The organism is Mesorhizobium sp. BR115XR7A (genome assembly GCF_020165315.1).
Lineage (GTDB): Bacteria > Pseudomonadota > Alphaproteobacteria > Rhizobiales > Rhizobiaceae > Mesorhizobium > Mesorhizobium australicum.
Map to the genome: position 1 here is coordinate 144,042 of NZ_JAIUHW010000002.1, position 12,759 is coordinate 156,800.

13 protein-coding genes are annotated in these 12,759 nt (G+C 61.6%); 5 read left to right on the plus strand and 8 right to left on the minus strand.

The annotated features are described in order from the left end of the window. Positions 1 to 2 precede the first annotated feature (2 nt). The 6 genes from LB557_RS04875 to pqqB form a co-directional block, all read right to left on the minus strand. Positions 3 to 1,787 carry an ABC transporter ATP-binding protein gene (locus LB557_RS04875; protein WP_224642392.1) on the minus strand — a complete coding sequence of 595 codons (1,785 nt, stop codon included), beginning with the start codon at positions 1,785 to 1,787 and terminating at the stop codon, positions 3 to 5. 2 nt (positions 1,788 to 1,789) lie between these two features. Beyond that, the gene (locus tag LB557_RS04880; protein ID WP_140620300.1) at positions 1,790 to 2,785 is read right to left on the minus strand and encodes a glycosyltransferase family 2 protein; all 996 of its coding nucleotides are present in this window, start codon (positions 2,783 to 2,785) and stop codon (positions 1,790 to 1,792) included. A gap of 957 nt (positions 2,786 to 3,742) precedes the next feature. Next, positions 3,743 to 4,864 (minus strand): pyrroloquinoline quinone biosynthesis protein PqqE, encoded by a 1,122-nt coding sequence (gene pqqE / locus LB557_RS04885; protein WP_224642394.1) that lies wholly within the window; start codon positions 4,862 to 4,864, stop codon positions 3,743 to 3,745. Further along, complete coding sequence (pqqD, locus tag LB557_RS04890; RefSeq protein ID WP_224642374.1) at positions 4,861 to 5,157, minus strand: pyrroloquinoline quinone biosynthesis peptide chaperone PqqD; 297 nt, start codon at positions 5,155 to 5,157, stop codon at positions 4,861 to 4,863. The genes pqqE and pqqD overlap by 4 nt, the downstream gene beginning before the upstream one ends. Beyond that, on the minus strand, positions 5,154 to 5,912 hold the full coding sequence (gene pqqC, locus LB557_RS04895; protein WP_224642376.1) for a pyrroloquinoline-quinone synthase PqqC: 759 nt from the start codon (positions 5,910 to 5,912) through the stop codon (positions 5,154 to 5,156). The genes pqqD and pqqC overlap by 4 nt, the downstream gene beginning before the upstream one ends. Then, positions 5,909 to 6,847, minus strand: coding sequence for a pyrroloquinoline quinone biosynthesis protein PqqB (gene pqqB / locus LB557_RS04900; protein ID WP_224642378.1), 939 nt, complete (start codon positions 6,845 to 6,847; stop codon positions 5,909 to 5,911). Before pqqB ends, pqqC begins: the two co-directional genes overlap by 4 nt. A 940-nt stretch (positions 6,848 to 7,787) precedes the next feature. Between pqqB and LB557_RS04905 the strand changes: the two genes are divergently transcribed. Genes LB557_RS04905 through LB557_RS04920 form a run of 4 tightly spaced genes read left to right on the plus strand, consistent with a single transcriptional unit; the run spans position 7,788 to position 11,483 of the window. Beyond that, positions 7,788 to 9,008, plus strand: coding sequence for an ABC transporter substrate-binding protein (locus tag LB557_RS04905; RefSeq protein ID WP_224642380.1), 1,221 nt, complete (start codon positions 7,788 to 7,790; stop codon positions 9,006 to 9,008). Then, positions 8,996 to 9,958: a PQQ-dependent catabolism-associated beta-propeller protein gene (locus tag LB557_RS04910; protein WP_140787288.1), complete on the plus strand. Its 963-nt coding sequence runs from the start codon at positions 8,996 to 8,998 to the stop codon at positions 9,956 to 9,958. The genes LB557_RS04905 and LB557_RS04910 overlap by 13 nt, the downstream gene beginning before the upstream one ends. After that, positions 9,955 to 10,680, plus strand: a complete 726-nt coding sequence (locus LB557_RS04915) for an ATP-binding cassette domain-containing protein (protein WP_224642382.1) — start codon at positions 9,955 to 9,957, stop codon at positions 10,678 to 10,680. The genes LB557_RS04910 and LB557_RS04915 overlap by 4 nt, the downstream gene beginning before the upstream one ends. Next, entirely contained in the window at positions 10,677 to 11,483 is an 807-nt protein-coding gene (locus LB557_RS04920; protein ID WP_015316545.1) for an ABC transporter permease, read from the plus strand. Before LB557_RS04915 ends, LB557_RS04920 begins: the two co-directional genes overlap by 4 nt. On the opposite strand, the gene LB557_RS04925 is transcribed toward LB557_RS04920, so the two are convergent. Together LB557_RS04925 and LB557_RS04930 are read right to left on the minus strand one after the other, a co-directional pair. Continuing rightward, complete coding sequence (locus LB557_RS04925) at positions 11,484 to 11,777, minus strand: c-type cytochrome (RefSeq protein WP_318013330.1); 294 nt, start codon at positions 11,775 to 11,777, stop codon at positions 11,484 to 11,486. Then, positions 11,735 to 12,151, minus strand: coding sequence for a cytochrome c oxidase assembly protein (locus tag LB557_RS04930; RefSeq protein ID WP_224713018.1), 417 nt, complete (start codon positions 12,149 to 12,151; stop codon positions 11,735 to 11,737). The genes LB557_RS04925 and LB557_RS04930 overlap by 43 nt, the downstream gene beginning before the upstream one ends. 428 nt (positions 12,152 to 12,579) lie before the next feature. Here LB557_RS04930 and LB557_RS04935 point away from each other — a divergent pair, with 428 nt between their 5' ends. Then, positions 12,580 to 12,726, plus strand: a complete 147-nt coding sequence (locus LB557_RS04935) for a hypothetical protein (protein ID WP_015316546.1) — start codon at positions 12,580 to 12,582, stop codon at positions 12,724 to 12,726. Positions 12,727 to 12,759: the final 33 nt, after the last annotated feature.

The window sequence follows — 12,759 nt, forward strand, 5'->3', positions numbered from 1 at the left end:
CCTTAGTTCGCACCCATGGCAACACGACCGTTTTGAAACTCGTGAAGTTTTGAAAAATGGCCCGCTCGCTTCAGAAGTTGATCCGGCGAACCAATCTCGACCACCCGTCCCTTGGACATCACGATGATCTGGTCAGCGGCCTGGACGGTGGACAGGCGATGCGCAATGACAACCACGGTGCGATCGTGCGAGTATTGCTCGAGGGCGATCTGGAACGCCTGTTCCGTCTCGCCGTCGAGCGCATTCGTGGCTTCGTCCAAAAGGAGAATGTCGGGATTGCGCAGTATGGTCCGCGCCAGCGCGATCCGCTGCCTCTGGCCCCCTGACACGCGCATTCCCTGGTCGCCGATCTGCGTCTCGTAGCCCTCCGGAAGCGAGCGGATGAAATCGTCAGCCTTCGCAATGCGGGCCGCTTGGCGCAGTTCGTGCTCACCGGCGTCGAAATCGCCGTAAGCGATGTTGGCCGCGATGGTGTCGTTGAACAGGTACACCTCCTGGGACATCAGCGACAGCCGCTTGCGCCAACTGCGCAACTCGAAACCTAAGAGCGGGATACCGTCGGCAAGGACTTCCCCCGACGTCGGGTCCATGAAGCGAAAGAGCAGGGCCATGACGGTCGACTTGCCGGCACCCGACTCGCCAACGATTGCCGTGGTCTTGCCGGCGGGGATCCTGAAAGACACATCCTGCAGCGCCAAAGGCTGATCGGGCGCATACCGAAAGCAGACATCGCGAAATTCGACGGCCGTCTTGAGTGCAGGCGCCGGCAGATAGCCTTGGCTGAGAAACGGCGTTTGCGTTGTGCGCAGGAACTCGTCCACATCGTCAATCGCGCCCGCAAGCCCGTCCAGCGCAATCTTCGACTGCAGCAATTCCCGTGTGGGCCCCTGGAGACGATAAAGCAGCGACAGGAAAGCGGCGAGAGCCGCGATTCCTATGCTTGCGGATTCGGCAATGAGAACCAGTGCACCGATCAGGATCGTGATCGAGATCTCCGAGACAGGCCCGGGGGTCGCCCAAAGCATGTCGAGCCTCAACAGACGACGCCTTACCCTGTCCGATGTATGAACGAACCGGTCATGCTCGTACGATTCCTGTGCGAAGGCACGGATCAATTGCAATGAATTGATGCTTTCCCACATCCTGAGGCCGAACTGCTTGTTTTCCTCGACGACGGCCTTGCCGGTCTCGTCAGCGCGCCGCGTGGCCAGGCGAATGGCCATTGCTCCGAAAAGCAGGAAAATCATCGAAAAAAAGGTCAATCGGACCGAGATCAACAGCATCAAGAAAACGAAGACGACGAATGTACAAAGGCAGATCATCAACCGGTAGGCCAGGCTCAGCCCTTGGCTGACCTTCCAGGTATTGTTGGCAATTGTCGTGATGATGTCCGTTCGCCTGTTCTCGACACGGTAGTCGATGCACGAACTTATCGTCTGATCGAAAACCCTGGATCGCAACCGGTGCGCGACGAGGCCGTCGATGTATCTGGTTACCCAGGTGTTGGCGAGATGGACCGCATTTTTTAGGACGATGCTGACGCAAAGCGCTCCGACCAGGAAGGCGGTTAGGTAATGATGCGGGATGGGCGACAGGAGCCTGTCAAAGACGGGCTGCCATCTGCCGGGCTGTGGCGGCGAGGCTCCCAGGCTCTGCAGCAGCGGAATGAACAGAACGAGACCCGTACCTTCCAGAACCGCTGCGACCAGTCCAAGCCCCACCACGGTCGGCCCAGCCCAGGCTGGCGCCGCCGCCAGGCGAAAGAGCCGCCGCAATCGCACGACCATTCTCACCAGATGCTCTCTGCGTAGTGGGGTTGGAACTCGGCGTTCTTGTTTCGCATCCCTTTCACTCGGATTTTGACCCACCGAGGGACCAGTCTGGCACGGCAATAAATGTCCATCATTCTTGGCAGGCGAGAAATCGCCGTCCCTGGCTCCATAAGGAAGAGTTTCTTCATCAGGCCATACGCTGCCGAAAGCCGCCCGGAGATCAAGGCTCTTACGGCGAGCCAATGCAGCATGTCGATCAGATGATCGTCGAGATCGTCCCCGAACTGCGGGTACTTCTGGCGAAACTCGGCAAGGACAATTTCACAAGAACGAAGCATCTGCATGACATCGCTCGACATGTTGGCGTTCGTCATCCGGTAACCCACGAGGTACTGAGGGACGACGCGAAACTCGTACCTTTCGGCTATTCTGAGGCACATCAGCAGGTCCTCGCAGCCTTGTGCGTTCCTGGCCCTCAAGGAAGGGTCGAAGCCTCCCGCTCGCTCGAACGCGGCGCGTCGGACCAGCATTGAACTTCCGTTGCCAACAAAATTCGTCCTGCACATGCGTTGGAGCACGCGACCCTCGGCATCGGGCCGGTTATGCAATGAGAATACCCGGCCGTCGCCGTCTATATCGGCGAACCAGCAATATGCCAGGCCTGCCGAAGAGCCGCCTTGCTGTAGGGTGCACATCTGAAGCGCGATTTTGGATGGGGCCCAAAGATCGTCGGCGTCCACAAACGCCAGGAACTCCGCATCGGTGGAAGCAACTCCACGATTGCGCGCATTCGCAACGCCGCCGTTCGACTGCGTTATCAGGCGGATACGGCTATCCTGTTCAGCATAGGAGGCCACAATCGAGGCAGAAAGGTCCGTCGACCCGTCGTCGACGACGACAATGTCCAGCGCCTGGTATTGTTGCCCGCAGATGCTGTTCAGGGTCGCGCGAATCGTTCGTTCCGCATTGAACATCGGCACCACGACGCCCACCGTGGCATTGTCTTTGATCATGGGCCTCTGTTGTCTCCGCAAACAATTGGCTATACAGGCATTGTAACCGGGCGCCCGGCGAGCCTCTCCGCGACACGCACCCCCTGGCCTCGATGGCTCTGCCGACTACGCCGTCGTGCGGGGAACCTGGAAGTGTGAGTCACGGCGGCATGCTGCACTGCAACACAAAATTACACCGCAATGCGCAATATTGCTAATTTAATCATCTCTAAAGTCCGGTTTGCAGGATCAGTTTTTCTTACGGCCCGAAACAGCGCTTGAACCGCCAGCGCGCGCCGTTACCGCGAACGCCGCCGTCCGGCGCGGCGTCCCGCCCACCGCTAAGCTGAGATTGGCTGTTCAAGAGGCGGGCGTCTTACTACGCAACCTTTAACCTGACCGGGATCCTGATGAGGTACTGGCGCGTCTTTACGAGCCAACCTCAGCGACCGACATAAAGCTCCGACCTGCCTTGCGACGCCAATGCGCGACGGGGAAGAGATCGGCACGACTGCAATGAGAGACAGGACTCACCCGCAGCCGCACTCAAGCCGCGACGGTTAGCCGAGAGAGGAGGAGAGGGCGCTACTGATTATCTGCCTATCCTGCGGGCGAAGGCGATCGCTATGTGGCTGTGTGGACTGGCGTCATTCGAATAGACGAGTAGGGTTCGCCATGGCACCGCATCAAGCAAACCCGCCGCGTGGCCATCGTTTCTGCGCGAGAAACGCGTGCTCCAGGGGGCAGCGAGGTGCGGGGCCTGCACCTAGGAGAGAGAAGGCTCGAGCCGGCCAAGCTGTCCGCGTGGCTTGAAGCGCAGAGACATCTGAGAGCGCTGCGTTCGCCCGAACGAGCCGAACCATCGGATGGCGACCATCCACCCCCGGATGACGGTGATCCTGGCGTCGCCCTGCGTGACCCTATGAAGGACCGGCGTTGGTTCACATCGAGTTCCTGAGATCGTTCCGCGGACCTATGTCACGCAATGTCATTCACGATTCCTATCCGGCGATAGATGAAAGCTTCGTCCCCCACGGCATTGGCGACGTTGCGCCGGGTTTCTTCGACCAGCGCAGCCATGCGCGCGTGTGCCTCCGACTTGATGCAGACCGGATCTGTCGCAGCGGCATCGCCGACAATCGCCAACGCCTGACATCTGCAGCCGCCCCAATCGATCTCACGCCGCTCGCAGCTTCGGCATGGCTCCTGCATCCATTCGGTGCCGCGAAAGGCATTGAATGCGGGTGAAGCGGACCAGATGTCGGCCAGCGGTTTCGCTCCAAAACGTTCGAAGCGAAGCGAAGGAATCGTCTGCGCGGCGTGACACGGCAATACAGTACCGTCCGGGGTAACCACTAGCGCGTCGCGTGCCCAACCGCCCATGCATGGCTTGGGATATGTGGCGAAATAATCCGGCGTGACAAAATCGATGTTCATAATGCCGGCGAGCCTTTCGCGCGCGGCTGCGACGATGTCCGCCTGCCGGTCTATCGCGCCACATTCGGGCATCAGCATATCGCGATTGGCCAGCGCCCAGCCGGCATACTGCACGTTGGCGATCTCGAGCCGGTCGGCGCCCAAGGAAAGAGCCAGTTCGATGAATTCGGGTACCTCCTCGATGTTGTGACGATGGATCGGTGCGTTGATGGTGAGTGGCAGCCCGGCCGCGCGGGCGCGGTGTGCCGTCTTCAGCTTCTTTTCGTGGCTGCCGCTGTGGTTGGCGACACGGTCGGTGGTCGGCTGACGGGCACCCTGAAAGCTCAGTTGCAGGTGGTCGAGACCGGCTTCGGCAAAGGCTTCAATACGGCCTTCGGCAATGCCAACACCAGCGGTGATGAGGTTGGTGTAGATACCGCGCGACGAAAGCGCGGCGATCAGTTGCTCAAGGTCGCGGCGAAGCGTCGGCTCGCCGCCGGACAGGTGCACCTGGAGAACGCCCAGATCGGCGGCCTGCGAGAACAGATCGAGCCAGGTCCGCGTGTCGAGCTCCCGATTGGCCTTCAGCAATTCGAGCGGATTGGAGCAGTAAGGGCATTGCAGCGGACAGCGATGCGTCAGTTCCGCCAACATGCCGATCGGAGGCAGGAGAGGCTCGCTCATAGTTTCACCAGAAGCTTGTCCGACCATTCCTGCAGGAAGGCGATGACGTCGGCCGCTACCGCATCCTGACCGGCGTCATAGTCGGCCGCAAGGTCGGCGATGATGTGGCCGACCGTGGATCTCCCGTCGCAGCGGCGCAAGATGTCGAGGCTGACCTCGTCCGGCCAGAAGACTTTCTCCGGCGAAAGCACGGCGAAGGCCCGCCGCACAGGGTCGTACTGGATGCGAACATGCTTCGGCAGTGACGGCGCCGATCGCAACGACACGATGGCTCTTTCGCGCAGTCCCGTCATGAGGCCGCCTTCGGGCGGAAGGCGCCGGGCGGTATGTTTCCAGGCGCGCCATAGGCATGTTGAAGTGCGTCGAGCATCGCCCACAATATGTCGCATTTGAACACCAGCGCATCGATCGCCTGCTGCTGACGTTCGGCCGTGTCGGCATGTTCTAGCACGTAGGCGAGCGCGAAGTCCGCGTCGCGTGATGCCTGTTCGGGCCGCCAGCTGAAATAGGCCAGCGTGTCTTGCGTAATGTAGTCGTATCTGGCCAGCATCGCCGGCACTCGTTCGCCGATGATGCGGGGTGAGAACATCTCCGTGAGTGACGATGCGACCGCCTCGAGCAGCGTACGGTTGGTGCAGAAGGAAAGGTAGGCGCCCACCGCGAAACGGGTCGCCGGCAGCGCCAGACGCTCGCTCCTGACCGCTTCGGCGTCGAGCCCCAGTGCGGTGGCCAGATGCAGCCAGCGCGCGATGCCGCCGCTCCAGCCGTGGTCGCCGTCGTGATCCTCGATGCGTTTGCGCCACGCGGCGCGAAACGCCGGATCTTCGGCACGCGCCAGGATCATGGCGTCCTTGCGCGGAATGACGGCCTGGTAGCAATAACGGTTGAGCGCCCAGGCCTGCATTTCGGCTTTCGACAGAGCGCCACTGGTCATACTGTGATGGAAAGGATGTCGGTTGTGATAACGTTCTTCACCGACCTGCCGCAGCACGGCTTCGAACTCGCTCCTGGACAGGCCATCTTTCGCAGCCTCGTGGAAATCGCTCAAAATTCCATCTCCATCCCATCGCTGGCGACTTCCCAACCAGCCACTCTGACCGCCGCGTGTTCGGCGGAATTCTCGTCGAGAATAGGATTGGTGTTGTTGATATGGACGAAGATACGACGGCCGATTTTTACATCGGCTAAGCCGGCAATCGAGCCCTCCTCTCCAGAGATTGCGATGTGCCCCATGCGCGCGCCGGTTTTCTGGCCGACGCGGGCAATAATCATCTCGTCGTCCGTGTAGACGGTGCCGTCGAACAGCAGGCAGGCGGCATCAGCAACACGAGTGCGCAGGGCGGCATCGATGCGCGCGCAGCCCGGAATGTAGAAGATGGCGCCGCACCTGCCAATCGCAGTGATGCGGACTCCGATTGTGTCACCCCTGTCGGAACTGAAATCGGCGCTGGGATCGGCCTTTTGCTCGAGGTAGAGCGCGATCTTCCCAGGTACGGGAAAGCTGTCGACCACAACGCCAGTTTCGCGGCCATACGCGTCGCGGATCGCCAGTTCGCCCGTCGGCCCCAGCAGGCGCCGAGATACGATCGACGGATCGAGAACGTTGAAAATCGAATTCGCCTCCAGCGTCTCCAGCACCTGTGCTGTTCCATAGATTGCGAACGGCTGTCGTTCACGCAGGCTGAGCAGGCCGGCGACATGGTCCACGTCGGCGTTGGTCAGCACCACGGCGCGGATAGGCGTCGAGCGCGGCGGCGCATCGGCTGGCGGCTGCAGTTCAGGCGTTTGCGCAATCTGCTGGCGAATGTCGGGCGACGCATTGAAGAGAACCCAGCCTGCCCCGTCACCCGACACGGCAATGGATGATTGGGTTCGTGGACGAACGCCGGGCATCCCGCTGCGAGCCGCGCGGCTCAAACGATAATTGCAATTCCACTGCGGAAAGCCGCCTCCCGCCGCCGATCCGATGATCTTCACGAGCATACCATCGCTCCGAAGCCCTATGGAACTAGCAGGACCTTCTCAAAAGCAACCGCGTTCAATTTTCCTACGGACAAGGCATTGCATGCCGCCGTTGAAGGGCACATGCAATTGCAGCCTACTTCTTGGGCGGATTTTCTGCGGGCAGGTATCGCGAAATCTCTAAACCGGCGGCGACCTGACACATGATCGGTTTCTTCCAGATCTTCTTCATCGCGTTCTCCTCTTGCGCCAGCCGAACGGGCCGGTCACGCTATCGATGCCATTACCTGTCTTGGAGGATACAACGTGATGCAGCTTCAGTTGTTCCTTCATCACCAGCCCGGTTTTCCAAATGAACCAGCCTTAACTTTCCTCGAACAGGCGTGAAATGTCGAGCCGCAACCGGTAATCCGATCGTCAAATATGAATGCGGTCACGCCTCGTGCGTTCATAGTGATGCATGCCAAAGGCCCGAGCTAGTCGGGCGGCTGGCGCATCGGTCCCCGCCAAAGAATCGCGCAATGCGCGTGTCAAAGCTTCAGGCCGGGTGGCCAGATGTCAAGCGCGCCGTAATCGCGCGTTGCCACCGTGTCGTAGTGACCGGTCAAAAGCACCGTCGACCGACCGGTGCCGAGAAGGAGCATCGCCACGCTTCATGATCGTTCCTGATGGAGTTGAAACGCTTGCAAAGCTAGACCAGCTGGGCGCTGGCCCGCCGGTAGCCGCAAGCGAGAAGCGGTGAGAGCAGGCGTGCCGCTCAGGGGGCCGGCTGCGACTTGGGAAAGAGCGCGGCCAAGGAACGATCGGATTTCCAGCAGTTGGGGTCGGGGTCGGTCCTCCCTCTACCGGTCCAAGGCATGGAGCCCGCCCCAAATGCGGAAATGGGGCGGGCTCACTTTGTTGGAATCCAGGAACATTCCTTTGTCCAAAATATTAGGGTCGCTTCCATCCTGGAGCGCACATGCCGATTTTTGACGTCCCACTTGGCTTGCCCGCCTTGGGCCGAATGAGGCTGGCGCTGACGTTTCTCGTGCTGCTCGCTTTGGTCGCGCCCGGGCTTGGCGAGCCCCAGACGATGGTGATCGGCTATCTCGGCGAACAGCGCAAACCGCCTCTACCGCTCGGGCCACTGGACGAGGTCGTCACCGACGACGGCCTGCAAGGTGCCCGGCTCGGCATCGCCGACAATGCCAGCACCGGCCGCTTTCTCGGTCAGCAATTCCGGTTGCAGGAAATCACCCTCAAGCCCGGCGAGATGCCAGCCGAAGCGGTCAAGGAATTCGCGGCCGCCGGCATCAGCTTCCTCATCGCCGATCTCGATGCCGCCCGTTTGCTGCAGGCGAGCGACGCTCCAGGCGCCGAGAGGATGACGCTGTTCAACAGTCGCGCTCCTGACGAGCGGCTCCGCCAGGAGGATTGCCGCAAGAACGTGCTACACACCATTCCGAGCCGCGCGATGCTCGCTGACGGGCTGGCGCAATATCTCGTCTGGAAGCGCTGGCAGCACTGGTTCCTGCTGGTCGGGGCGCATCCCGAGGACCGGGCGATGGCGGTCGCCTTTCGACGCGCGGCGACGCGTTTCGGAGCAGAGATCACCATCGACCAGCCCTGGACGTTCAGGCCGGCCAACGGGCGCGCCGACACAGGACATGTCACGCTGCAGACCGAGATTCCCGCTGCCACGCAGGTCAGCGACTATGATGTGCTCGTCGTTGCCGACGAGGCGGACGAGTTTGGCGCCTATCTCGAAGGCCGAACCGCATTTCCGCGGCCGGTCGCCGGGACGCAGGGTCTCGTCGCGACCGGCTGGAGCGCGGTCAACGAAGAGTGGGGTGCCACGCAACTCCAGGATCGCTTCCACAAGCAGGCTGGGCGCTGGATGCTGCCCAGCGACTACGCCGCCTGGCTCGCCGTGCGAAGCATCGGCGAGGCGGCAACGCGCCTGCACAGCCTCGATCCGATTGCGATCGGAAAGTATCTCCGCAGCAACGATTTCCTGCTCGCCGGATTCAAAGGACAGGGGCTGAGTTTCCGTCCGTGGAACGGCCAGATGCGCCAGCCTGTCCTGATCGCGGGCCCTCGGCTGCTCGTCTCCAACTCGCCACAGCCGGGTTTCCTGCACCAGCGAACGCCACTCGATACTCTGGGGATCGATCTGGAGGAGAGCACATGCAAGTTCTGATTGATCTTATCCTTGCAATGTTGATTCTCGTTCCTCCCGCCTCGGCTGAGACGATCTACGTCTCCAATGAACAGGACAACACCGTCGCGGTCGTCGACGGGGCGGCCATGACCCTGCAGACAACCATCGATGTCGGGCGGCGTCCGCGCGGGATGGCGCTTTCGATCGACAAGAAGACGCTATTCGTTGCCGAAGGCGACGACAACCGCATCGATGTGATCGATCTCGCCAAACGGCAGGTGGTTGGTCGGTTGCCTTCGGGCGCCGATCCGGAATTCTTCGTTGTCCATCCGGACGGCAAGCGGCTCTTCGTGGCCAATGAAAATGACAATCTGGTTTCGGTCGTCGATATCGCGGCAGGTAAGGTCACAGGCACCATCGACGTCGGCGTGGAACCAGAAGGCATGGCAGTCAGCGCCGATGGCCGCACGGTCGCCTGCACTTCGGAGACGACGAGCATGGTTCATCTCATCGATGCCGGCACACTCGAGCTCATCGACAATCTGCTGGTCGACACGCGGCCGCGCGCGGCGGCGTTTTCGCCGGACGACAAGCAATTGTGGGTGTCGTCCGAAATCCGGGGCACCGTCGCCGTCTTCGATACCGCTACACGCGCTGAAACTGGCAAGATCGAATTCGAGGTGCCGGGTATCCGGCGCGAGGGGGTGCAAGCGGTTGGCATTGAGATGTCGCGCGACGGCACGACCGCCTATGTGGCGCTCGGCCCGGCCAACAGGGTTGCAGAGGTCGACACCAAGACGCTGGCGGTGCGGCGCCTCTATCTCGTCGGCCAGCGTCCGTGGCATGTAGCGCTATCGGACGACCAGAAGCGTCTGATCAGCGCCAACGGCAACTCGGGCGACATCTCCTTCATCAACCTTCACGATCAGGAGGTGGTGAGATCACTGCCGGTGGGGCGCGGTCCGTGGGGCGTCGTGATTGGCCCATGAACGCCCTGTCAGTCGAGGATCTAGGTCACAGTTTCGGAAGCCGGCGGGTTCTCCAGGGCGTCTCGTTCGCGGTGGCTGAAGGCAAGATGTGTATCCTGCTTGGACGCAACGGCGCCGGCAAGACGACCTTGTTCTCGCTGATCACCGGTCTCTACCACGCGCGCGTAGGATCAGTGCAGGTCTTCGGCCAAGCCATGAATGCCAATCCTTCCGCCGCGCTCGCGCAAATGGGCGTCGTCTTTCAATTGCCGACTCTCGACCTCGATCTGACGGCCGGCGAGAACCTGCGATACCATGCGGCCCTGCATGGGCTTCCCACGGAGCTGAGCAAGGAGCGCTCCAGGGAGGAACTCAGCCGCCTGGAGGTGCTGGACAGGATCGACGATCCCGCCCGCGCGCTGTCCGGCGGCCAGCGCCGGCGCGTGGAGATCGCACGGGCGCTGATGCATGGTCCGCGCCTGCTGCTGCTCGACGAGCCTACCACCGGGCTCGACGTGCCAGGACGGCGCGCGCTTGAACAGCATATGAGAAAGCTTTGCCGAGAGCGTCGCATTGCCGTTCTGTGGGCAACGCATTTCCTCGAAGAGGTGGCGGCCGACGATGATGTCGTGGTGCTGGATCAGGGCAGGGTATGCTGGGCCGGCGGCGCGGATCGCATCGCGCCCGAGCTTAATGTCGAAACCATCGCGGGGGCATTCGCCGTACTGACGGGCTCGCCATGAAAGTCCACCACGCATTGCGCGCGCTCGACGGCATCTTGCGGCGGGAGATGTTGCGAACGCTTCGGCAGCGCGGCCGGCTGCTCTCGGCGATCATACGGCCTTTGGTCTGGCTCGCCATCTTCGCCGCCGGCTTCCGCTCGGTGCTTGGCCTGTCAATCACGCCGCCCTATCAGACCTACGTGCTCTACGAGGTCTATGTCGTCCCCGGGCTGGCGGCCATGATGCTGCTCTTCCATGCCATGGCAAGCTCGCTGGCGATGGTCTACGACCGTGAGATGGGCAGCATGCGCCTGTTGCTGACGGCGCCGCTTCCACGCTGGTATCTGCTTGCCGCGCGGCTGCTGGCGAGCGTCATCGTCGGTCTGCCGCTGGTCTATCTGTTCTTGCTGATCGCGCGTTATTGGGACGTGCGCCCGCCGTTTCTAGGCTACCTCGCCGTGTTTCCGGCGCTGGTCCTGTCAGGCCTGATGCTGGGCGCGTTCGGGTTGCTGGTATCGTCCGTTTCGACGCAGATGGAGAACTTCGCCGGCGTGATGAACTTCGTCATCTTCCCGACGTTCTTCGCCTCGACGGCGCTTTATCCTATATGGCGGCTCGCCGAGGCGGGGCCGGTGCTGGCTACGATCGCCGCATGGAACCCGTTCAGTTCGGCGGTCGAACTGATACGCTTCACGCTCTATCTGCGCTTCGATCCCGTTTCCGCCCTTGTCGTTCTCGCCTGCCTCGTCGTGTTTTTCCTGGCGGCAGTGGTCGGCTACGACCCCGGCCGCGGCCTGTGGTCGCGGCGCGGCGGCGAGGGCTGATCATTTCAGGGCGTAGAGGTAGGCGGCGATATCACGCGCCTGCTGCTCTGTGATCCCCGTCGATGGCATTGCCGTGTGCGGATTGATCTCCCTGGCCGCTCGTATCCAGCGGATCAGGTTCTCCGGATTGTTCGCCAGCATGCCGGCGATAAAGACCCGGTCGGCAAGGCTGGAATCGAGGCGCGGACCAACCTGGCCTTGTGCCCCCGGCACGCCGGGGATCGTATGGCATCCGGAGCAGCCGTTCGCGATCATGATCGGAATGGCGCGCGCTTCCAAGCCGCCGGTCGCCATGTCCGATTCGTGGCGACCACGATCGCGCCGGTCGGACCACAAGGTCGGACCCGTGTGCAGTGACGTGAAGAAGAGATGCATGACCGCGCTGCCATAGGCCTGCTGGCGGCCGGAACGCGGCAGAATCCCCCACCAGAACAGCAGGGCTGTGCCGAGACGGGCACGTGCCAGATCCAGATCGCGATACCGTGGATGACGGTTGCGTTGAGGGGGCGGATGGCCACGGTCCAGATCGCCTGGAGAATCCTGCCGTGCGTGAGCCTTCCCGTCCCTCGGCGAAGTGCGGCCGGCAATGCCCATATCAGGGCTGCGCCGGGGCAGGCGGCGACAAGGAGCGGCGCCGCTACCGCCATCAGCAGTTCATGCTCGATCATGTGGGCCGATGATGCCGACTTCGCTTTGCCGCCCTCCGGTCATGGCGGCGACAACCGACGCGATGCCCGTCTCGGGAAAATAGACATGCTCGATCGGCTGATACGCGATCTCCCAGCCGGGCTTTGAGGGCCATTTCGACGTGATGCATCGATGGCCATAAAAGCCCAAAATCCTCAGGAGTCGGGGTCTTCAAGACATGGTTGCGAAGCGTGGATTGCCGCCCTAACGGGCAAGAGCACGTACTTTTATCGTCGGCTGCACCCGCATAAACGGCGGCCGATGGCAGAGCCTGCCCGCCATTGACGCGCTTAGCAAACGATGACGCATAAAGTTCCCAACGGCTCGTTAAGGAAGGAGAGACCACGACATACAGGCTAACGGATCGTGAATGAACGAACCGGATTGGCGTCGGTTAACAGGTGCTTCCATGAGGGACCACATTTTGTTCGCGACCGCCTTCGCTTTGCTGATCTCGTTCTCGGTCAGCGTTGCCCTCGTTTCGTGGGCGGCGCCGATCACCGCGCAAGCCATTTCGCTCGACGTGCAGAAGTACATCGACGGGTGGCAATTGTGATCGCTATGATCGCTGGACCGGAATGACCGTCCT